The organism is Pseudomonas sp. TNT2022 ID1044, from assembly GCF_028656895.1.
In the GTDB taxonomy this organism is placed as follows: Bacteria; Pseudomonadota; Gammaproteobacteria; order Pseudomonadales; family Pseudomonadaceae; genus Aquipseudomonas; species Aquipseudomonas reinekei.
Genome location: NZ_JAMDHB010000010.1, coordinates 56,709 through 77,883 on the forward strand (window position 1 = coordinate 56,709; position 21,175 = coordinate 77,883).

The window sequence follows — 21,175 nt, forward strand, 5'->3', positions numbered from 1 at the left end:
ACTCTAAACGCAACGCCCGGTCTGGCTTTTGTCAGGCCGGGCGTTTGCCGCTTTCAGACCTTGCGGGTTTCACCGTGGGGCAGTTACAGGTAACAAGACATGGCAAAAGAATATAGCCGTACCCAACGTATCGGCGATCAGATGCAGCGCGAGCTGGCACAGCTTATCCGTCGCGAAGTCAAAGACCCGCGCGTCGGCCTGGTCACCATTACCGCTGTGGAAGTCAGCCGTGACGTCGGTCATGCCAAGATTTTCATCACCGTGATGGGACAGGACAGCGCCGAAGACATCGCTCAAAGCATCAAGGTGCTGAATTCCGCCGCCGGTTTTCTGCGTATGCAACTGGCTCGCGAAATGAAGCTGCGCAGCGTTCCACAGTTGCACTTCCACTACGACGAAAGCGTCGTACGCGGTGCGCACCTGTCGGCATTGATCGAGCGCGCCGTGGCTGAAGACAATCAGCATCCGGTTGCGGCAGAAGCCGAAGACACCAAGGAGTAATCGGTGGCTCAGGTCAAACGTATCCGTCGTAACGTCAGCGGTATCATCCTGCTCGACAAGCCACTGGGGTTCACCTCCAACGCGGCTTTGCAGAAGGTCCGCTGGTTGCTCAACGCCGAGAAAGCCGGTCACACCGGCAGCCTCGACCCGCTGGCCACCGGCGTGCTGCCGCTGTGCTTCGGTGAAGCCACCAAGTTTTCGCAATACCTGCTCGATTCCGACAAGGGTTACGAGACACTGGCACAACTGGGCAAAACCACCACCACGGCGGACGCCGAGGGTGAAGTTTTGCAGGAACGCCCGGTGACCGTTGGTCGCACCGATATCGAAGCTGTCCTGCCGGATTTTCGTGGGCAAATCAGTCAGATACCGCCGATGTACTCGGCCCTCAAGCGTGATGGCCAGCCGTTGTACAAGCTGGCTCGTGCAGGCGAAGTAGTGGAGCGCGAACCGCGTTCTGTTACTATTGCGCGCTTGGAATTGCTGGCCTTCGAAGGTGATACTGCGCGACTGGCAGTGGATTGCAGCAAAGGCACCTATATTCGTACCCTCGTGGAGGATATCGGTGAAAAACTCGGTTGTGGCGCTTACGTTGCAGAACTGCGACGTACCCAGGCCGGGCCTTTCACACTCGCCCAGACAGTCACCCTGGAAGAGCTGGAAGCGGTACATGCCGAAGGCGGCAATGAAGCAGTCGATCGCTTCCTGATGCCATCGGACAGCGGCCTGCTCGATTGGCCACTGTTGCAGTTCTCGGAGCACAGCTCGTTCTACTGGCTCAATGGCCAGCCGGTTCGCGCCCCGGATGCACCGAAGTTCGGCATGGTACGGGTACAGGATCACAATGGTCGCTTCATCGGTATCGGTGAAGTGAGCGAAGACGGGCGCATTGCGCCACGTCGTTTGATTCGGTCAGAGTGACCGAAACCAGTCTGTGTAACAGCAGGCTGGAGAGGGTGGCTGTCAACAGGCACGGTCACTGCTCATTTATAGATACAGGGATTTGTCCCTGGCCTGTTGAAACTGTTTTTCTGAAACAGTTTCCTGATAAAAGGATTGCCTCATGGCTCTCGACGTTCAAGAAAAAGCTCAAATCGTTGCTGACTACCAGCAAGCTGTTGGTGACACTGGTTCGCCAGAAGTGCAAGTTGCACTGCTGACCGCCAACATCAACAAACTGCAAGGTCACTTCAAGGCCAACGGTAAAGATCACCACTCCCGTCGTGGTCTGATCCGCATGGTTAACCAGCGTCGCAAGCTGCTGGACTACCTGAAAGGCAAGGACGTGAGCCGTTACAGCGCTCTGATCGCTCGCCTGGGTCTGCGTCGCTAATCAGCGATTGCGCTAGAGGTTGGTTGTCTGTCGTGCACCAGCGGGTTTCCCGCCGGCGCATGGCAGGCTCCCAGCCTCAAGTTTTATCTGGATATACGTTTTACCCTGGACAGCCGCCGGGCCGATTCCCGACTTTGCCCAAGAATTTCGCAAGAAACCAGTTTCCCCAAGAGCCACAAAAGAAGGTAGGACACCGTGAACCCGGTAATCAAAAAATTCCAGTTCGGTCAGTCGACCGTTACCCTCGAGACTGGCCGTATCGCCCGTCAGGCCTCCGGCGCAGTATTGGTCACCGTTGACGACGACGTCAGCGTATTGGTGACCGTAGTCGGTGCCAAGCAAGCCGATCCAGGCAAGGGCTTCTTCCCTCTGTCTGTTCACTACCAGGAAAAAACTTACGCTGCCGGTAAGATCCCTGGCGGTTTCTTCAAGCGTGAAGGCCGTCCTTCCGAGAAAGAAACCCTGACTTCCCGACTGATCGACCGTCCGATCCGTCCACTGTTCCCTGAAGGCTTCATGAACGAAGTGCAGGTTGTCTGCACCGTCGTTTCCACCAGCAAGAAGACCGATCCGGACATCGCTGCGATGATCGGTACCTCGGCTGCCCTGGCCATCTCCGGCATTCCTTTCGATGGCCCGATCGGCGCAGCCCGCGTTGCGTTCCACGAAAGCACCGGCTACCTGCTGAACCCGACCTACGAGCAACAGGCTGCCTCGAGCCTGGACATGGTCGTTGCCGGTACTTCGGACGCTGTGCTGATGGTTGAATCGGAAGCCAAAGAGCTGACCGAAGACCAGATGCTGGGCGCGGTACTGTTCGCTCACGACGAGTTCCAGGTTGTGATCAACGCTGTCAAAGAACTGGCTGCCGAAGCTGCCAAGCCAACCTGGACCTGGGCGCCTGCGCCAGAAGCCACCGAACTGCTGGGCGCTATCCGTGCCGAGTTCGGCGAAGCGATCTCCCAGGCCTACACCATCACCGTCAAGGCCGACCGTTACGCTCGCCTGGGTGAGTTGAAAGACCAGGTTGTTGCCAAGCTGTCCGGTGAAGAAGGCCAGCCTTCTTCCAGCGAAGTCAAAGCCGCTTTCGGTGAAATCGAATACCGCACCGTTCGCGAAAACATCGTTAACGGCAAGCCACGTATCGACGGTCGCGACACCAAGACCGTACGTCCGTTGAACATCGAAGTCGGTGTTCTGCCTAAGACCCACGGTTCGGCTCTGTTCACCCGTGGCGAAACCCAGGCTCTGGTTGTTGCAACTCTGGGCACCGCCCGTGACGCACAGCTGCTGGACACCCTGGAAGGCGAGAAAAAAGACCCGTTCATGCTGCACTACAACTTCCCTCCGTTCTCGGTGGGCGAGTGTGGTCGCATGGGTGGCGCCGGTCGTCGTGAAATCGGTCACGGCCGTCTGGCCCGTCGTTCGGTTTCGGCCATGCTGCCTGCCGCTGACGTGTTCCCGTACACCATCCGTGTGGTATCGGAAATCACCGAATCCAACGGTTCGAGCTCGATGGCTTCCGTTTGCGGCGCTTCCCTGGCCCTGATGGACGCTGGTGTGCCGATGAAGGCGCCGGTTGCCGGTATCGCCATGGGTCTGGTTAAAGAAGGCGAGAAATTCGCTGTTCTGACCGACATCCTGGGTGACGAAGACCACCTGGGCGACATGGACTTCAAGGTAGCCGGTACCGCCAAAGGTGTTACCGCGCTGCAGATGGACATCAAGATCAAGGGCATCACCGAAGAAATCATGGAAATCGCTCTGGGCCAAGCCCTGGAAGCGCGCCTGAACATCCTCGGCCAGATGAACCAGATCATTGGCCAGTCGCGTACCGAACTGTCGGCCAACGCTCCGACCATGATCGCGATGAAAATCGACACCGACAAAATCCGTGATGTCATCGGTAAAGGCGGCGCGACCATTCGTGCGATCTGTGAAGAGACCAAGGCTTCGATCGATATCGAAGACGACGGCTCGATCAAGATCTTCGGCGAAACCAAGGAAGCTGCAGAAGCTGCCCGTCAGCGCGTTCTGGGTATCACCGCTGAGGCTGAAATCGGCAAGATCTACGTTGGTAAGGTTGAGCGCATCGTCGACTTCGGCGCATTCGTCAACATCCTGCCTGGCAAGGACGGTCTGGTTCACATCTCCATGCTGAGCGACGCTCGCGTCGAGAAAGTGACCGACATCCTGAAAGAAGGTCAGGAAGTGGAAGTACTGGTATTGGACGTGGACAACCGCGGCCGTATCAAGCTGTCCATCAAGGACGTAGCAGCCGCCAAGGCTTCGGGCGTTTAATTACCCCCAGGCTTTAGCGCAATAAAAATGCCCCACCGTGAAAACGGTGGGGCATTTTTTTTGGGCGCCTGCAGAGGTACGAGACCCTTTCGCGCCGAGGGCTCGAGCCACGTTTGGACGATCTTCTCATTTAACGGTGTTCGAAGTTGCCTGACTCTATGGTCAGTGCTAGGTTTAGCCCACCGCCCGTGTAGCTCAGCCGGTAGAGCAGCGCACTCGTAACGCGAAGGTCGCAGGTTCGATTCCTGTCTCGGGCACCAGCGATACGTTGTTTTCAAATGATCCCGAATGGTTCTGAAGGCCAGACAACCGCGCTTCATACGGTTTTTGCGTCAGAGAGATCCTTGATGATCCAGATCCATCTTCCATTCCCCAGATCAAAGAGAACGCCATGACCGTTAAAGAGATGTCCCAGGAAGCAAGGCACGAAGAAGCGCTCAAGAAGTATTTGCTGGATTCGCCCCAGCTTGCCGATGAGATCAAGGACTTGCCCGCCGACGATCAGAAAGACCAGATCCAGTGGGCGTTCGAGGATGAAGCGGAAGCTCAGGGCTTGCAGCCGTGGGAGTTGAGTCTCAAGTACACCTCGACCCCGGAGGAATTCGAGGCCGCTCGCCTGGCGCTGCACAAAGAGGCAGCCGAAGTCTTGGGCGTTGAGTGGGAAGAGTACTGCGAGATGAACAATCTGGTGGTCTGACAAAAACGCCAGCCTTCTTAAGGCTGGCGTTTTTCATTCTACGGCGTGCGATCAGAGACTCAAACGCATCGACAGATCCACTGCCTTCACGTCCTTGGTCATCGCACCAATCGAGATGTAATCCACACCGGTTTCGGCGATCGGCAGCAACGTACTTTCGTTGATCCCGCCGCTGGCTTCCAGTTTTGCCTTGCCGCCGTTCAGGCGTACGGCTTCGCGCATGTCATCCAGGCTCAACTCGTCGAGCATGATGATATCGGCGCCGGCCGCCAGGGCTTCTTTGAGCTCATCCAGGCTTTCCACTTCGATCTCTACCGGTTTGCCCGGCGCGATCTTGTGTGCGGCGGCGATGGCTTGCGGGATGCCGCCGCAGGCAGCGATATGGTTTTCCTTGATCAGGAAGGCGTCGTACAGACCGATGCGGTGGTTGTGGCAGCCACCGCAGGTTACGGCGTACTTCTGCGCCAGGCGTAGCCCCGGCAGGGTTTTGCGGGTATCGAGCAGCTTGACCTGGGTTTCGGAAACGAAGTCCGCCAGGAACTGCGCGCGTGTGGCCACCCCGGACAGCAGCTGCAGGAAGTTCAGCGCGCTACGTTCGCCCGTCAGCAGCGAGCGTGCCGGGCCTTCGAGATGAAACAGCGTCTGATTGGGTTTGACCCGTTCGCCATCGGCGACTTGCCAGTGCACCGCAACCCGTGGGTCCAGTTGCCGGAAAACCGCATCGACCCAAGCGGTGCCAGCAATGACAGCCGCGTCGCGGGTAATGATGGTGGCTTTGGCCAGGCGTTCGGCCGGGATCAGCTGCGCGGTGATGTCGCCGCTGCCGATGTCTTCACGCAACGCACGGCGTACGTTGGCTTCGATTTCGGCGGTCAGATCGGCGAGACGTAGATTCGGCATAACGGACTCCACAAACAAAGTGGCCCGATTATAGGGCCATGGCGCGAAGCAACCCAAGGCATCCGAAGGATTGCCGGCGCTTTGAAACGTGCAATTGGTCGATTCGCGCAAGCAAATGCCGTCGAAGCAGGTCTGTATTGGATGCCGGTGTACGGGGCGCTGGCACAAGGGTTGTCTTTTGCAAGATAATCGCGCCTTGCAATTGACGTCATGACTTTGACGAATCGAAGAGTGACTGCTTCAGGGGGCCGGATGCACAACGACGGGAATGTAGTGCCTTTGCACAAGGCGACTACCGATCAGGCGATTCATTCGCCGCTCACCCGCCTGCCTGTGATTCTGCTTCAGGTGCGCGACAAGGCGGTGTTGCAGCTTCGACAAGGCTTGCAGGAACTCTTCGATAACGCCGACGACATCCTGTTCGAAATGACCGACCGAGCCAGTGATAGCGCCGAACAGAACATTTACTTTCAGGCGATGCGCGACTTGCGCCTGAAGCGCAAAAGCATCGAGCGGCTTTTTTTCGAACAGATCTTCGAGGCCTTTGCCCGACTTTCCCGGTACGACATTACGCATGCGAGCGCCACTTTGGCGCCTGCATGGGGGGCGCGGTCCGATGACGTGCTGGAACGCACAGTTGCGGTGGAGGCCATGGTCAACAAAGTGCTGAACCGTGACGGTATGGCGCTCGACCAACTCACCGCTCGCCTCAGCATGCTGCTTGGCAAAGCGCTGATTGAGCAGCATAACCCCCTGGGGCCGACGCTGTTGTGCGAGTTTTTCCTGCAGGCCGGGCGCAATCTCGGCGTGGCGATCAAGGTCAAGTTGATCATCCTCAAGTTGTTCGAACGCTATGTGCTCAGCGACGCCGATCGGCTCTACGGCGAAGCCAACCAGCTGCTGATGGCCATGGGTGTGCTGCCCGATCTCAAGCCGGCGCCGGCGCGGCCGCTTGTGGCCCGTGCCGACACCCCTGCGGCTGCCGAAGCACAACCGCCACCTCCCGACGAAAGCCTGCCACCTGTGTTCCTGGCACTGCAGGAACTGTTGTTCCACGTGCGCGGCAGTCTCGCGCCGATCCTCGAAGCCAGTGCGCCGGCACAACCGATTTCCAGTCGGGACTTGTTGCGTCTGCTTTCGTACTTGCAGCAACACGTGCCCAAGCCCGCAGACCAGGACGATTTCGATCTGCGCAATCAGCTCGAACAGTTGCTGACACGCGTCAGTGTCAAAAGTGGCAAGTCGCGCGTGGTGGCGGTGGCGGACGAGGATGTGATCAACCTGATCGCCATGCTGTTCGAGAGCATTCTCGCCGACCGCAACCTGCCGGGCCGCCTCAAGGCATTGGTTGGCCAGCTGCAGATCCCGATGGTCAAGGTAGCGGTACTCGACAAGAGTTTTTTCAGTCGCAGCAATCACCCCGCCAGGCGCCTGCTCAATGAAATAGCGAGTGCCGCGCTGGGGTGGAGCGGCAGCGACGATGTTCAGCGCGATAGCCTGTACTTGCGCATCGAACAGGTGGTGAAGCGCCTGTTGAACGATTTTGTCGATGACCCGGCGATTTTTTCCGATCTGCTGGCTGACTTCCTGGCGTTCACCAGTGATGAGCGGCGCCGCAGTGAGTTGCTGGAGCAGCGCACCCGCGACGCGGAAGAGGGGCGCGCCAAAACCGTGTTGGCCCGTCAGCATGTCGAACAGGCGTTGAATCAGGCGCTGTTGGGTAAAAACTTGCCGCGCGGCGTGGTGATGTTTGTTCAGGATGCCTGGAGCAAGGTGTTGCTGCTGACCTGCCTCAAGCACGGTGACCAGTCGACGCAGTGGCACGCGGCTGTGCAGACCATGGCGCAGTTGATCTGGAGCGTTCAGCGCCATGACGAACCTGACGCGCGTTCGCGCTTGCTGGCACTGGTTCCGGGCTTGCTCAAGGCGTTGCGTGAGGGCTTGAGTGGTTCGGCGTTTGATCCGTTCGCCACCAGTGAGTTTTTCAGCGAACTGGAAGGCTTGCATGTTCAGCTGTTCGAGCCTGAACCGCAATCGCCAGCAGACGCGTCGGAGCTGGTCGAAGTGCTCGAAGCCATTGTCTTGCAGTCAGCCGACGAAGGACCGGTTCAAGCCGCCCCGGTGCCGTTGCCGGCGGAGGATATCGGCATGCGGCAGGTGGATCAGTTGCGCCTGGGTGGCTGGGTCGAGTTCCATGAGGATCAGGACAATACGCTGCGCTGCAAGCTGACGGCGATCCTCGACGCGACGGGCCACTACATTTTCGTCAACCGCACCGGCATGAAGGTACTGGAGCGCAGCCGCACCGGCCTGGCCCTGGCGTTTCGTCGCGGTGCGGTGCGTACACTCGATGACACCTTGCTGTTTGATCGGGCGCTGGAGTCGGTGATCGGCAACTTGCGACGCCTCGAACGCGGCAAGTGATCGCGTCCCGGGGGGCTATCGCGGCATACTGGGGGCCAACACACTTGTCGTTGAAGGAATCGGTATGCTGTTGGACCACGCGAGCGGTTGGTGTCAGGACGTGCGTTTGTGCCCCTCGCCCAACTTCAATGCGCGCCCCGAGGGCGAAATTTCCCTGCTGGTGATCCACAACATCAGCCTGCCGCCGGCACAATTCGCCACGGGCAAGGTGCAGGCGTTTTTCCAGAATCGTCTGGATGTCACGGAGCACCCCTACTTTGAGGGGATTGCCGACCTGCGGGTGTCCGCACATTTTTTGATAGAACGTGACGGTGCCATCACCCAGTTTGTCTCTTGTCTTGAGCGCGCCTGGCACGCTGGTGTTTCGAACTTCGAGGGACGGGAAACCTGTAACGATTTTTCCGTGGGCATCGAACTGGAGGGCACGGATGATCTGCCGTTCACCGATGCTCAATATGATGCGTTGACCGGCCTGACCCGGCAGCTGCAGGCGGCGTTTCCGGCGATCACTGCACAACGGATCTGTGGACATAGCGACATCGCCCCCGGACGCAAGACGGATCCGGGACCGGGGTTCGACTGGGCACGCTATCGCGCGGCCCTGGCAAATGAGGATGGACAATGAGTTTTCTGGTGTTGCTGTTGGCGGTCTGGATCGAGAAGTTTTCGGCCCTGCGCCATCGGGTTCAACGTGACTCGGGCTGGGTTCGCGAGCTGCACAAGCTTGAGAACAGCCCGCGTCTGGTAAAGCGTCCGTGGCTGGTTTTGGCGATCCTGGTGCTGTTTCCTGTTGCGCTGCTGGGCCTGCTGCTGCTGGTGATTGAACCGGTGGCTTACGGTCTGCTGGCCTTGCCGGTACACCTGTTGGTGGTGATTTACAGCCTGGGGCGCGGTGATCTGTTGGCCGGTCTCGGGCCGTTTCGCGATGCCTGGCGCCGGGAAGACCTGCAAGCCGCCGCTCATGTCGCCAAACGCGACCTGGACATCTGCGCCGACAGCGGCGAACAGCTGCTGGAGCGGGTTGAAGGGCATTTGCTGTGGGAGGCTTACCAAAGCTTTTTCGCGGTGATTTTCTGGTACTTCCTGTTGGGACCGGTCGCGGCCTTGAGCTACCGCCTGCTGGCTTTGGCTCAAGAGCACGGGAAAAACCCGACCGTGGTCGAGCGCGCGGGGCAATTGCGCCACGCCTTTGATTGGGTGCCGGTGCGCTTGCTGGCGGCAAGTTTTGCCTTGGTCGGCAATTTTGTCGCCGTCAGCCGCGTGATGTTGCATGAGCTGCTGAACTGGAACATCAGTGCCGCCCAGTTGATCGAGAAGGCCGGGCGGGTGGCCGCTGAAATTCCTGCGCCGGTGGCCGGACCTGACGGCATCAATAATCTGGACCGGCTCTGGGAGTTACTGCTGCGGGCGGCGGTGCTTTGGTATGCCGGTTTCGCCTTGTGGACTGTCCTGCCCTGAGTCCTCTGATGCCTGTGGCAGGCTGCGTCTGCTGCCACAGGCCCGCGTTTGACTCCCGTTAACCTTAAGTTACAAAACCCCCTGCCGATTTAAGCTATACAGAGATAGCGCCGAATAGTGGCTATCTGCTGTCTCGCTGCGCCTGCCAATAACAATAAGAAATCCAAGGGAGACTTCCAGTGAAGAGCTTGCTCTATCCCGCCGTCGCGCTAATGAATCGCCTGAGCTTCGGCATGAAGTTCAGCCTGATCAGCGTTCTGTTCCTGGTGCCAATGCTGGTGACCAACTTCTATCTGGTGCGTGATTCCTATCGCGAATTCCAGGGCACCCGGATTGAACTGCAAAGCCTCGACCTGTTGGGCAGCAGCCTGACGCTGCGACGCGATCTGGAAACCCTGAACAATCTGGTGCAGATCAACGTTGCCCTCGGCCAGTCCGGTAAGGCCGCGAATATCGAGTCGCAGATCAACAGCCTGGAACAAAGCGTGCTGACGCGTCTGCAAGGGCTGACGGCGATGAGCAGCGAACCGGAGCAAATCGCGGTGTTCGATGGCAAGCGCGATGAAATGATCGCCGCGTTCAAGGCACAGCAAACGGAAAAATCCCTGCAAAGCAAAAGTGCGCTGACGGGCAAGCTGGTGGGTAATGCCCAGCTTTTCAGTCAGCTCATTGCCAGTCAGGCTGGCCTGAGCCTCGACAACCAAAGTGACATGCGCCAGCTCAGTGAATTGGTGACCAGCGTCACGCCGCGCATCACTCAGGTTCTGGGTGAAGGCCGGGCGATGGGCGCGTCCTCGCTGGGGCAAGGTTTTCTCAACTCGGCGTCGAGCAACCGATTCGATGAGCTGTTGGGGCAGATCGAAAAACTCCAGGCCGAGTACGGTCTGAAATTGCAAGACGCGACGAATTCCAGCAATGCAGCGGCGCAAACCCTGGCTGCTCAGGCTGACAGCAGCAGAGCGTCGTTGAAAAAGGCCAGTGAGCTGTTCGAAGAACAGGTGGTGATGGCCGACACGCTCGATGCGCCGTGGCAGGCCTTCTATGATCAGGTCACCGTCTTGATGGACCAGACCTACCAACTCAACGAAGACACCCTGAAGTTTCTCGGCACCCAGTTGCAGCAGCGCCTGGACCAGAACCGCACCCACATGATCCTGCAGGCCGTGGCGTTGTCGGTGGTGTTTATCCTGATCTTCTATCTTTACGGCGGTTTCTACGCGTCCACCCGCACCACCCTCAAACGTCTGGGTGGGGTCATGGACAAAGTGGCGGCCGGCGACATGACGGTAACTTTCAGTGCCAATAGCCGCGACGAGTTGGGCGAGTTGGGCGAGGTGTTCAACGGCACGGTGAAGAAAATCCATGACCTGATCGAACGCGTCGGGCAGACCGTCAGTGAGGTCGAGCGCCAGGCCGGGCAAGTGGAGAGCGTTTCGGCGCAAAGTAACCAGGCTGTGGCCGGACAACGCACGCAGATCGAACAGGTGGCGACGGCGATGAACCAGATGTCGGCGACGTCCCTGGAAGTCGCGCGCAGTGCCGCCGCGGCGGTCAGCAGCGCCCACAGCGTCAACGATGAAACCATCAGCGGGCGAGGGCTGGTGCAGTCCCAACAAGGCAGCATCGCGGCGCTGGCCAGTGAGATCGATCAGTCGGTGTTGGTGATCAATCAGCTGGCCAGTGACAGCCAGTCCATCAGCCGCGTGCTGGAAGTGATCAAGAGCATCGCCGAGCAGACCAACCTGCTGGCGCTGAACGCTGCGATCGAGGCGGCACGGGCCGGTGAGCAAGGGCGCGGGTTTGCCGTGGTGGCGGACGAGGTCCGGACCCTGGCCAAGCGCACCCAGCAATCGACCGAGGAGATCGAGCAGATGATTGCCAAATTGCACGGCGGTGTCGGTGCGGCGGTCAAGGCGATGGGCGTCAGCCATGAGATGGCAAATGGCACCGTGGGACAGTCGGAAAAGGTCCAGCTTGCGCTGGAAAACATCCTTGGTGCAGTCGGCATGATCGTCGACCAGAACCAGCAGATCGCCGCCGCCGTGGAGCAACAAACCGCCGTGGCGCATGACATCGATCAGAACATCGTCGAGATAAACCGCGCCGGCGAGCGCACCGCTGAGGGCGCGCACCAGACCGAGGACGCCAGCCGCGCGTTGTCGGCGCAGGTGGTGGAGCTGAAACAGTTGATCAGCGCGTTCCGCGTTTGACCAACATCCGGTGACCCTGTTGTTTTGGGCTGTCTGGAATTACCAGCCGAACAACTCACGGGCATTGGCCGTGCTGGCGGCGGCCAGGTGTTCGGGGCTGATGGTCATGATCCCGGCCAGTGCGGCACAGATCGCCGGCAAGTGCGCCGGGCTGTTGCGTTGGCCGGGGAACATGGCGGGCGCCATGTCCGGTGAGTCGGTTTCCAGCACTACCGAGTCGAGCGGCAGCTCGGCGAGTACTCGGTGCATGCGCAGTGCCTGGGGCCAGGTCGCGGCGCCGCCAAGACCCAGTTTGAAACCCAGCTTGATGTATTCGCGCGCCTCTTCCTTGCTGCCGGCGAAGGCGTGGATGATCCCGGTACGTTTCAACTTGAAGCGTTTTAGCGTGGCGATCACCGCCGCGTGGCTGCGTCGCACATGAATCAGTGCCGGCAGATTGAAGTCCACCGCCAGTTGCAGTTGTGCGTCGAACAACGCTTGCTGGCGCTCGCGGTCGAGGGTTTCGATGAAGTAGTCGAGGCCGATTTCGCCCACCGCACACAACTGTCGGTGACCGGCCAGACGGCTTAGCCAGTCACCGAGTTCGCGCAAGTCTTGCGGGCGATGATCGTCCAGATACACCGGATGTAACCCGAACGCCGCATGCAGGTCGGGATCGTTCTGCACCAGTTCCCAGACCCGTTGCCAATTACCCTGATAAACCCCCAGCACCACCATTTGCCGAACCCCAAGGGCGCGGCATTCGGTCATCAGCGCCTGACGATCCGCGTCGAAGTCGGGAAAGTCCAGGTGCGTGTGGGTGTCGATCAGGTCCATGGCTCAGTCCTGACGGATACGTTGTTTGAACGTCCGTGGAATGGCTTGCACGCCGGGTTGGTAATCGGACTGCTCGATGGCCGCCAGGGCCAGCGCCAGGGCTTTGTCGGCAATCAATTGGTGTTGCTGCGCCATGGCATTGACCGGCAGCGGCAGGAAGTCCAGCAATTGGGTATCGCCGAAAGTGCCGAGGCGCAGCGGACGGTTTTTCAGCGGGAAGTCGTGCAGCGCGTCGAACACGCCTTGAAGCAGGACGTAGGACGTAGTCACCAGCGCTTCGGGAAGATGCCCTACACGCTGAAGTAATTCTTCCATCAACTGTTTGCCGCACTCACGGCTGAATGACTCGCCGTGTTCGATCAACACTTCGCCGTTGTAGCCGGTCAGTGCCTCCTTGAAACCAGCGGCGCGTTCCTGGCTGATGCTCAGCTCGGGACGCGCGCCGATCAGGGCTATCTGTTTGGGCAGCGGGTCGAGCAGGCTTTGGGTCAGGTGCAGACTGGCTTCGCGGTCGTCACTGATCACCGAACAGAAATGTTCGGGCTCCATGACCCGGTCGATGGCGATGATCGGCAGGCCCTTGGCCTGCAATTGCCGGTAGCTGTCATCGCCGGGTGGCAGGCAACTGGCAACGATCAACGCATCACAGCGCCGGGCGCGGAACAGTTGCAGCAATTGCCGTTCGCTGTCCGGCGCATCGTCGGAACTGGCGATCAGCAGCTGATATCCGCGAGCCCGCGCACCTTGTTCCAGCAGCTTGGCGATTCGCGCGTAACTGGGGTTTTCCAGATCCGGCAAAATAAAGCCCAACGTCCGGGTATGCCGGCTACGCAGGCCGGCGGCCTGGGGATTGGGTGTGAAGCCGTGCAGTTCGACCACCGCGCGAACACGCTCGACGGTGGCGCTGCTGATGCGTTGCTGTTCGGCCTTGCCATTGATGACGTAGCTGGCGGTGGTAACGGACACACCGGCCAACTGGGCTATATCACTGAGTTTCAACCCGCAATTCCTTGTTTTCTCGAGCTTGCCTCGACATTTTCGTCAATCCTAACCGATTCGGGCAGTCGACCATGGTCACAACGCATCCGACAAGTTGGGCTTCAACGATGGAACATAATCGAGTAACGTGCCAATCATTCTAGATTAAACGTTTCAGCAAGCGTATTTTCTGGGTTAAATAGGCTTTGGCAGGTTCTGCCGCAAAACCGCCAAAGATTGTTTTCAGACAAAAGCCTAAGCTGAATCATTCAAAACAATACCTGGCACCCCAAGGTGCCAAAAAGGAGAAAGCATGCTCGAGCTCACCATAGAGCAGATTTCCATGGGCCAGTCGGCTGTGGATAAGTCCGCAGCGCTGCAATTACTGGCCGGGCATCTGGTCGCTGACGGCCTGGTGGCCGACGGTTATCTCGCCGGCCTGCAGGCCCGTGAAGCCCAGGGCTCGACCTTTCTCGGTCAAGGTATTGCCATTCCCCACGGTACGCCACAAACCCGCGATCAGGTATTTACCACCGGTGTGCGGCTGATGCAGTTCCCCGAAGGCGTCGATTGGGGCGACGGGCAGACCGTTTACCTGGCCATTGGTATCGCCGCCAAATCCGACGAACACCTGCGCCTGTTGCAACTGCTGACCCGCGCCCTCGGCGAGACCGATCTGGGGCAGGCCCTGCGACGCGCCAGTTCCGCCGAAGCCTTGCTCAAACTGTTGCAAGGCGCGCCGCAGGAGTTGGCGCTGGATGCGCAGATGATTGGCCTGGGCGTTGCCGCTGAAGATTTCGAAGAGCTGGTCTGGCGCGGTGCGCGATTGCTGCGCCAGGCCGACTGCGTGAGCAACGGTTTTTCGGCGGTGTTGCAACAGGTCGAAGCACTGCCGCTGGGCGACGGCCTGTGGTGGCTGCACAGCGAGCAAACGGTGAAGCGTCCGGGACTGGCCTTTGTCACCCCGGACAGACCGCTGCGCTATCTCGGCCAACCCCTGCACGGGTTGTTCTGCCTGGCGAGTCTGGGCGAGGCCCATCAGGCGTTGCTCGAACGTCTGTGCGCCTTGCTGATTGAAGGTCGCGGCCATGAATTGGGTCGTGCCACCAGTTGCCGGGCGGTGCTGGAAGTGCTCGGCGGTGAAGTGCCGGCGGATTGGCCAAGTACGCGCATCGCGCTGGCCAACGCCCATGGATTGCATGCGCGTCCGGCGAAGATGCTTGCGCAACTGGCCAAAAGCTTTGACGGCGAGATTCGCGTCCGCATCGTCGATAGTCAGGACAGCGCAGTGTCGGTGAAGAGTTTGAGCAAGTTGCTCAGCCTCGGCGCCCGTCGCGGCCAAGTGCTGGAAATCATCGCCGAGCCAACTATTGCCGCCGATGCATTGCCAGCGCTGTTGGCTGCGATCGAAGAAGGCCTGGGTGAAGAAGTCGAACCGTTGCCACCGGTGACCCAGCCCCGGGAAGAGATTATCGAGGTGGCCGAAGTGCTGCTGGCGCCGGCCTCCGGCAGCCTGGTGCAGGCCATCGCCGCCGCGCCGGGGATCGCCATCGGCCCGGCGCATATTCAAGTCCTGCAAACCATCGAGTACCCGCTGCGCGGTGAGTCGGCCGCGGTCGAGCGCGAGCGTCTCAAGCAAGCGCTGGCGACGGTGCGCCATGACATTCAGGGCTTGATCGAACGCAGCAAGGCCAAGGCTATTCGCGAGATTTTCATCACCCATCAGGAAATGCTCGACGATCCGGAACTGACCGATGAAGTCGACAGCCGTCTCAAGCAGGGTGAAAGCGCCGAAGCGGCGTGGATGTCCGTGATCGAAGCCGCGGCCAAACAGCAGGAAGCCTTGCAGGATGCCTTGCTCGCCGAACGCGCTGCCGATTTGCGCGACATTGGCCGGCGTGTGCTGGCGCAACTGTGCGGCATCGTAACCCCGAGCGAGCCGGATCAACCGTACATTCTGGTGATGGATGAAGTCGGCCCGTCCGATGTAGCGCGTCTCGATCCTACCCGCGTGGCCGGCATTCTCACCGCCCGTGGCGGCGCCACGGCCCACAGCGCGATTGTTGCGCGAGCGTTGGGGATTCCGGCACTGGTCGGTGCCGGGCCGGCGGTGCTGTTGCTGGCGCCGGGTACGCCGTTGTTGATCGACGGACAGCGCGGTCGCCTGCACGTGGATGCCGATGCCGCGACCTTGCAACGCGCCACCGAAGAACGCGATACCCGCGAACAGCGTTTGAAGGCCGCCGCCGAACAACGCCATCAACCCGCGTTGACCACCGACGGTCATGCGGTCGAAGTGTTTGCCAACATTGGTGAGAGCGCCGGCGTGACCGGCGCGGTCGAGCAGGGCGCCGAAGGCATTGGCCTGCTGCGCACCGAACTGATTTTCATGGCCCACCCGCAAGCGCCGGACGAGGCGACCCAGGAAGCCGAATACCGCCGCGTCCTTGACGGCCTCGCCGGAAGGCCGCTGGTGGTGCGTACCCTCGATGTCGGCGGCGACAAACCGCTGCCCTATTGGCCGATTGCCAAGGAAGAAAACCCGTTCCTCGGCGTGCGCGGCATTCGCCTGACCCTGCAACGTCCGCAGATCATGGAAGCGCAATTGCGCGCCTTGCTGCGCGCCGCCGACAACCGTCCGTTGCGCATCATGTTTCCCATGGTCGGCAGCGTCGATGAGTGGCGCCAGGCGCGAGACATGACTGAACGCTTGCGCCTGGAAATCCCGGTCGCGGACCTGCAGCTGGGGATCATGATCGAAGTGCCGTCGGCGGCATTGCTGGCGCCGGTGCTGGCCAAGGAAGTCGATTTCTTCAGCGTCGGCACCAACGACCTGACGCAGTACACCCTGGCCATCGACCGTGGTCATCCGACGCTTTCCGCCCAGGCCGATGGCTTGCACCCGGCGGTGCTGCAACTGATCGACATCACCGTGCGCGCGGCCCATGCCCACGGTAAATGGGTCGGCGTGTGCGGCGAATTGGCGGCGGATCCCCTGGCCGTGCCGGTGCTGGTTGGCCTCGGTGTGGATGAACTCAGTGTCGGTGGTCGCAGCATCGCCGAGGTCAAGGCGCGGATTCGCGAACTCAGCCTCGCCCAGACTCAAATGCTTGCCCGAGAGGCGCTCGCCGTGGGCAGCGCCAATGACGTGCGCGCCTTAGTGGAGGCCCTGTAATGGCCCGGATTCTTACCCTGACCCTCAACCCGGCGCTCGACCTCACTGTCGAGTTGTCGCGACTGGAGCCCGGTCAGGTCAACCGCAGCGACACCATGCACACCCACGCTGCCGGCAAAGGGGTGAACGTGGCGCAGGTGCTGGCGGACCTCGGGCATCAGCTGACGGTCAGTGGTTTTCTCGGTGAGGACAATCTGCAAGCGTTCGAAACCCTGTTCGCCAGGCGTGGTTTTGTCGATGCGTTCATCCGCGTTCCCGGCGAAACCCGCAGCAATATCAAACTGGCGGAAAGCGACGGTCGCATCACCGACCTCAATGGTCCGGGACCGATGGTCGGCGCGGCGGCGCAGCAGGCGCTGCTCGAACGCCTCGATCAGATTGCGCCGGGGCATGACGCCGTCGTCGTGGCCGGCAGTCTGCCGCAAGGTGTCAGCCCGCAGTGGTTGCAGGCGCTGATCATGCGCCTGAAAAACCTTGGTTTGAAAGTCGCCCTCGACACCAGCGGCGAAGCATTGCGCGCCGCGCTCAATGCCGGCCCATGGCTGATCAAGCCCAACAGCGAAGAGCTGGCCGAAGTGCTGGGCAGCGAAGCGGTTTCGGTCCTGGCCCAGGCGCAAGCCGCCAGCCGTTTGCACGCTCAGGGCATCGAGCATGTGGTGATCTCCCACGGTGCCGAGGGCGTCAACTGGTTCAGTGTCGGCTCGGCGCTGCATGCCACGCCGCCCAAGGTCAGCGTCGCCAGCACGGTGGGCGCGGGCGATTCGTTGCTGGCCGGCATCCTTCACGGATTGGTCAGCGCCGACACGCCCGAGCAAACCTTGCGCACGGCCACGGCGATTGCCGCAATGGCGGTTACCCAGATCGGTTTCGGAATCAGCGATGCGGCGCACCTGGCGCAGCTCGAACAGGGTGTGCGCGTGCGTCCCCTGACAGAACAATAAGAGGGTTGGTCATGAAGTTAGCCATTGTTACTGCCTGCCCGAACGGCATGGTCACCAGTGTGCTGTGCGCTCGCTTGCTGGATGCCGCAGCCCAGCGCCAGGGTTGGAGCACCAGTGTCGAAATCAGCGATGCTGCACATCCCGAACGGCAAATGTCGGCAGCCACGATTGAAGCCGCCGAGTGGGTCTTGTTGGTCACCAGTGCCCCGGTGGACATGTCGCGATTCGTCGGCAAACGCGTCTACCAGAGCACCCCGGCCCTGGCCCTGCAAGATGTGGAGTCAGTGCTGCGTCGCGGGGCCGAAGAGGCGCAGGTTTACCTCGCCGCTGAAGCCATCGCTGAACCGGTAGAGACCGCAAAAAATGCGCCGCGCCTGGTCGCGATCACCGCGTGTCCGACCGGTGTCGCCCACACCTTCATGGCCGCCGAAGCGTTGCAGCAAGCGGCCAAGCGTTTGGGCTATGACCTGCAGGTGGAAACCCAGGGGTCGGTCGGCGCGCGCAATCCGTTGAGCGCGCAGGCCATCGCCGATGCCGATGTGGTGCTGCTGGCGGCGGACATCGAAGTCGCCACCGAGCGTTTCGCCGGCAAGAAGATTTACCGTTGCGGCACCGGCATCGCCCTCAAGCAAGCCGAAGCGACCCTGAACAAAGCCCTCGCCGAAGGCACCCAGGAAAGCGCAGCCAGCGGCGCCAAAGGCCCGGCCAGACAAGAGAAAACCGGCGTCTATAAACACCTGCTGACCGGCGTGTCGTTCATGTTGCCGATGGTGGTGGCGGGCGGTTTGATGATCGCCTTGTCATTCGTGTTCGGTATCACCGCGTTCAAGGAAGAGGGCACACTCGCGGCGGCGCTGATGCAAATCGGCGGTGACACGGCGTTCAAACTGATGGTGCCGCTGCTGGCGGGTTACATCGCCTACTCGATTGCCGACCGGCCGGGCCTGGCGCCGGGGATGATCGGCGGACTGTTGGCGAGTACCCTGGGCGCGGGTTTTATTGGCGGGATCATCGCCGGTTTCATCGCCGGTTACGCGGCGCAGGCGATCAATCGTTATGCGCGGTTGCCGCAAAGCCTCGAGGCGTTGAAACCGATTTTGATCATCCCGCTGCTGGCCAGTTTGTTCACCGGTCTGGTGATGATTTACGTCGTCGGTAAACCAGTGGCCGGCATGCTTGCCGGGCTCACGCAATTCCTCGACAGCATGGGCACCACCAACGCGATTCTGCTCGGTGTGCTGCTGGGCGGAATGATGTGCGTCGACCTCGGTGGGCCGATCAACAAGGCCGCCTATGCGTTCTCGGTGGGGCTGTTGGCTTCGCAGAGTTATGCGCCGATGGCCGCGACCATGGCCGCCGGCATGGTGCCGCCGATTGGTCTGGGCATCGCCACGTTGATCGCCCGGCGCAAGTTCGCCCAGACCGAGCGCGAGGCGGGTAAAGCGGCGCTGGTGTTGGGTTTGTGCTTCATCTCCGAAGGGGCGATTCCGTTTGCTGCGAAAGATCCGCTGCGAGTGATCCCGGCGAGCATTGCCGGTGGTGCGCTAACCGGCGCGTTGTCGATGTATTTCGGCTGCAAGTTGATGGCGCCCCACGGTGGTTTGTTCGTGCTGCTGATCCCGAATGCGATCAATCATGCGTTGCTGTATCTGCTGGCGATTGTCGCCGGGAGTCTGTTGACGGCGGTGGTGTATGCGCTGGTGAAGCGACCAGAAGTGGTGGAATTGGCGGTAGAACCCGTCAGCGCGTAATCCTTTGTAGGAGCCGGCTTGCTGGCGATAGCGGTTTTCATATCGCCATCGCCAGCAAGCCGGCTCCTGCACGGTCGATGTCACATCCAGGTCATGCCTGCGTGTTTTAGTTTTTCCTTTTCCAGGGAGAACACCATGAGCGATTTCAACCTTGGCCGCCGGCGTGTGATGCAAGCCGTTGGCGCCGGGCTGCTGTTGCCGGGGTTGGCGCCTGCGGTCATCGCCTCGGTCAAGGATCGACCGCAACTCACCGATGGCGTGCAGTCGGGCGACCTGCTCGGTGACCGTGCAATCATCTGGAGTCGCAGTGACCGACCGGCGCGGATGGTGGTGGAGTGGGACACTCGCAGTCTGTTTCCCAACCCACGGCGATTCGTCTCGGCGCTGGCCGATGCCCGCACCGACTTCACCGCCCGTGTCGAGCTGACCGGGTTGCCCGCCGATCAGGCCATTTTCTACCGCGTACGATTTGAAGACGCCCAAAGCGGTGTCGCCAGCGAACCGTGGTTCGGCCACTTGCGCAGCGTGCCGCAAACCCGCCGCGATATTCGCTTCGTCTGGAGTGGCGACACCGTCGGCCAGGGCTATGGCATCAATCCCGACATCGGTGGCATGCGCATCTACGAAGCCATGCGCTTGCGCCTGCCGGACTTTTTTATCCACAGCGGCGACACCATCTACGCCGACGGCCCCGTGCCGGCCCAACTCACCACCGAAAGCGGTCGCGTGTGGCGCAACATCACCACCGAAGCCAAGAGCAAAGTCGCCGAAACCCTGGACGATTATCGCGGCAATTACCGCTACAACCTGATGGACGAAAACATCCGTCGCTTCAACGCCGAAGTACCGCAGATCTGGCAGTGGGACGACCACGAAGTGGTGAACAACTGGTCGCCGGGCAAGCAACTGGATGAGCGTTACAAGAGCAAAGATATCCACAGCCTGGTGGGCCGTGCGCGTCAGGCCTGGCTCGAATATGCACCGATGCGTTTGCAGAGCGCCGATGGCGGCGGGCGGATTTATCGCCAGCTCAGTTACGGGCCGTTGCTCGATGTGTTCGTGCTCGACATGCGCAGCTATCGCGAGGCCAATGATGACAACCTCGGTGACGCCAAACCTTTCCTCGGGCGAGAGCAACTGGACTGGCTGAAGGCGTCGCTCAAAGCCTCCAGGGCCCAATGGAAAATCATCGCCGCCGACATGCCCATCGGACTCGGCGTGCCCGATGGCGAGGTCAGCCCCGGTGTTGCACGCTGGGAGGCGGTGGCCAATGGCGATCCGGGACCGGCCCAGGGGCGCGAGCTGGAAATCGCCGAGCTGCTGGGCTTTCTGCGGGCGCAGCAGGTGCGCAACTTCGTCTGGCTGACGGCGGATGTGCACTATTGCGCGGTCCACCATTACCATCCGGAGCGTGCCGCGATTCAGGACTTCGAACCGTTTTGGGAATTCGTCGCAGGTCCCCTGAACGCCGGGAGCTACGGGCCCAATCCGCTGGATAAAACGTTCGGCCCGCAAGTGGTGTTCCAGAAGGCACCGCCCGCGCAGAACACGTCACCGTTTGCCGGGTTTCAGTTTTTTGGTGAGGTGAATATCGAGGGGCAGAGCGGGGAGTTGAGCGTGGTGTTGCGGGATCTGGATGGGGTGGCGGTGTTTGAGCAAAAACTGCAGCCGGTTTGACCCGACGACACAG

General features: G+C 60.6%; 16 protein-coding genes and 1 tRNA gene. 14 read left to right on the top strand and 3 right to left on the bottom strand.

What is annotated here, in order from left to right; genetic code table 11:
- Positions 1-99: 99 nt before the first annotated feature.
- The 6 genes from rbfA (at position 100) to M5G20_RS15155 (ending at position 4,832) form a co-directional block, all read left to right on the top strand.
- Positions 100-501 carry a 30S ribosome-binding factor RbfA gene (gene rbfA, locus M5G20_RS15130; protein ID WP_034148332.1) on the top strand — a complete coding sequence of 134 codons (402 nt, stop codon included), beginning with the start codon at positions 100-102 and terminating at the stop codon, positions 499-501.
- Positions 502-504: 3 nt separating this feature from the next.
- A complete protein-coding gene (truB, locus tag M5G20_RS15135; RefSeq protein ID WP_075947676.1) occupies positions 505-1,422 on the top strand; it encodes a tRNA pseudouridine(55) synthase TruB in 918 nt (305 codons plus the stop codon).
- Between the two features lie 142 nt (positions 1,423-1,564).
- A complete protein-coding gene (gene rpsO / locus M5G20_RS15140; protein ID WP_011332409.1) occupies positions 1,565-1,834 on the top strand; it encodes a 30S ribosomal protein S15 in 270 nt (89 codons plus the stop codon).
- A 195-nt stretch (positions 1,835-2,029) separates the two neighbouring features.
- Positions 2,030-4,135, top strand: coding sequence for a polyribonucleotide nucleotidyltransferase (pnp, locus tag M5G20_RS15145; protein ID WP_007915263.1), 2,106 nt, complete (start codon positions 2,030-2,032; stop codon positions 4,133-4,135).
- A 184-nt stretch (positions 4,136-4,319) separates the two neighbouring features.
- Positions 4,320-4,395, top strand: a tRNA-Thr gene (locus tag M5G20_RS15150).
- Positions 4,396-4,526: 131 nt separating this feature from the next.
- Positions 4,527-4,832, top strand: coding sequence for a DUF6388 family protein (locus tag M5G20_RS15155; RefSeq protein ID WP_273919738.1), 306 nt, complete (start codon positions 4,527-4,529; stop codon positions 4,830-4,832).
- A gap of 51 nt (positions 4,833-4,883) precedes the next feature.
- On the opposite strand, the gene nadC is transcribed toward M5G20_RS15155, so the two are convergent.
- Entirely contained in the window at positions 4,884-5,732 is an 849-nt protein-coding gene (gene nadC / locus M5G20_RS15160) for a carboxylating nicotinate-nucleotide diphosphorylase (protein WP_273919739.1), read from the bottom strand.
- Positions 5,733-5,984: 252 nt separating this feature from the next.
- On the opposite strand from nadC, the gene M5G20_RS15165 reads away from it, so the two are divergent.
- The 4 genes from M5G20_RS15165 to M5G20_RS15180 all read left to right on the top strand — a co-directional run bounded on the left by M5G20_RS15165 (position 5,985) and on the right by M5G20_RS15180 (position 11,824).
- Positions 5,985-8,156, top strand: coding sequence for a DUF1631 domain-containing protein (locus M5G20_RS15165; protein WP_273919740.1), 2,172 nt, complete (start codon positions 5,985-5,987; stop codon positions 8,154-8,156).
- Between the two features lie 64 nt (positions 8,157-8,220).
- Positions 8,221-8,781: a 1,6-anhydro-N-acetylmuramyl-L-alanine amidase AmpD gene (gene ampD / locus M5G20_RS15170; protein WP_273919741.1), complete on the top strand. Its 561-nt coding sequence runs from the start codon at positions 8,221-8,223 to the stop codon at positions 8,779-8,781.
- Positions 8,778-9,614, top strand: coding sequence for a regulatory signaling modulator protein AmpE (gene ampE, locus M5G20_RS15175; protein ID WP_273919742.1), 837 nt, complete (start codon positions 8,778-8,780; stop codon positions 9,612-9,614). Before ampD ends, ampE begins: the two co-directional genes overlap by 4 nt.
- Positions 9,615-9,793: 179 nt before the next feature.
- A complete protein-coding gene (locus M5G20_RS15180; protein ID WP_273919743.1) occupies positions 9,794-11,824 on the top strand; it encodes a methyl-accepting chemotaxis protein in 2,031 nt (676 codons plus the stop codon).
- Positions 11,825-11,863: 39 nt separating this feature from the next.
- Here M5G20_RS15180 and M5G20_RS15185 read toward each other — a convergent pair whose 3' ends face one another.
- On the bottom strand, positions 11,864-12,640 hold the full coding sequence (locus M5G20_RS15185) for a TatD family hydrolase (RefSeq protein ID WP_273919744.1): 777 nt from the start codon (positions 12,638-12,640) through the stop codon (positions 11,864-11,866).
- Positions 12,641-12,643: 3 nt separating this feature from the next.
- Positions 12,644-13,639 carry a catabolite repressor/activator gene (gene cra / locus M5G20_RS15190; protein WP_273919746.1) on the bottom strand — a complete coding sequence of 332 codons (996 nt, stop codon included), beginning with the start codon at positions 13,637-13,639 and terminating at the stop codon, positions 12,644-12,646.
- Positions 13,640-13,931: 292 nt separating this feature from the next.
- On the opposite strand from cra, the gene ptsP reads away from it, so the two are divergent.
- The 4 genes from ptsP (at position 13,932) to M5G20_RS15210 (ending at position 21,162) form a co-directional block, all read left to right on the top strand.
- Complete coding sequence (ptsP, locus tag M5G20_RS15195; RefSeq protein WP_273919748.1) at positions 13,932-16,793, top strand: phosphoenolpyruvate--protein phosphotransferase; 2,862 nt, start codon at positions 13,932-13,934, stop codon at positions 16,791-16,793.
- A complete protein-coding gene (gene pfkB / locus M5G20_RS15200; RefSeq protein WP_273919749.1) occupies positions 16,793-17,734 on the top strand; it encodes a 1-phosphofructokinase in 942 nt (313 codons plus the stop codon). Before ptsP ends, pfkB begins: the two co-directional genes overlap by 1 nt.
- An 11-nt stretch (positions 17,735-17,745) precedes the next feature.
- Positions 17,746-19,485 carry a PTS fructose-like transporter subunit IIB gene (locus M5G20_RS15205; RefSeq protein WP_273919750.1) on the top strand — a complete coding sequence of 580 codons (1,740 nt, stop codon included), beginning with the start codon at positions 17,746-17,748 and terminating at the stop codon, positions 19,483-19,485.
- 135 nt (positions 19,486-19,620) lie between these two features.
- Complete coding sequence (locus M5G20_RS15210) at positions 19,621-21,162, top strand: alkaline phosphatase D family protein (RefSeq protein WP_273919751.1); 1,542 nt, start codon at positions 19,621-19,623, stop codon at positions 21,160-21,162.
- Positions 21,163-21,175: the final 13 nt, after the last annotated feature.

Bases quoted from the DNA above. Each gene is read 5' to 3' on its own strand.
- rbfA (WP_034148332.1), top strand. From the start codon at position 100: ATGGCAAAAGAATATAGCCGTACCCAACGTATCGGCGATCAGATGCAG.
- rpsO (WP_011332409.1), top strand. From the start codon at position 1,565: ATGGCTCTCGACGTTCAAGAAAAAGCTCAAATCGTTGCTGACTACCAG.
- M5G20_RS15155 (WP_273919738.1), top strand. From the start codon at position 4,527: ATGACCGTTAAAGAGATGTCCCAGGAAGCAAGGCACGAAGAAGCGCTC.
- nadC (WP_273919739.1), bottom strand. From the start codon at position 5,732: ATGCCGAATCTACGTCTCGCCGATCTGACCGCCGAAATCGAAGCCAAC.
- M5G20_RS15165 (WP_273919740.1), top strand. From the start codon at position 5,985: ATGCACAACGACGGGAATGTAGTGCCTTTGCACAAGGCGACTACCGAT.
- ampD (WP_273919741.1), top strand. From the start codon at position 8,221: ATGCTGTTGGACCACGCGAGCGGTTGGTGTCAGGACGTGCGTTTGTGC.
- ampE (WP_273919742.1), top strand. From the start codon at position 8,778: ATGAGTTTTCTGGTGTTGCTGTTGGCGGTCTGGATCGAGAAGTTTTCG.
- M5G20_RS15185 (WP_273919744.1), bottom strand. From the start codon at position 12,640: ATGGACCTGATCGACACCCACACGCACCTGGACTTTCCCGACTTCGAC.
- ptsP (WP_273919748.1), top strand. From the start codon at position 13,932: ATGCTCGAGCTCACCATAGAGCAGATTTCCATGGGCCAGTCGGCTGTG.
- pfkB (WP_273919749.1), top strand. From the start codon at position 16,793: ATGGCCCGGATTCTTACCCTGACCCTCAACCCGGCGCTCGACCTCACT.
- M5G20_RS15205 (WP_273919750.1), top strand. From the start codon at position 17,746: ATGAAGTTAGCCATTGTTACTGCCTGCCCGAACGGCATGGTCACCAGT.
- M5G20_RS15210 (WP_273919751.1), top strand. From the start codon at position 19,621: ATGAGCGATTTCAACCTTGGCCGCCGGCGTGTGATGCAAGCCGTTGGC.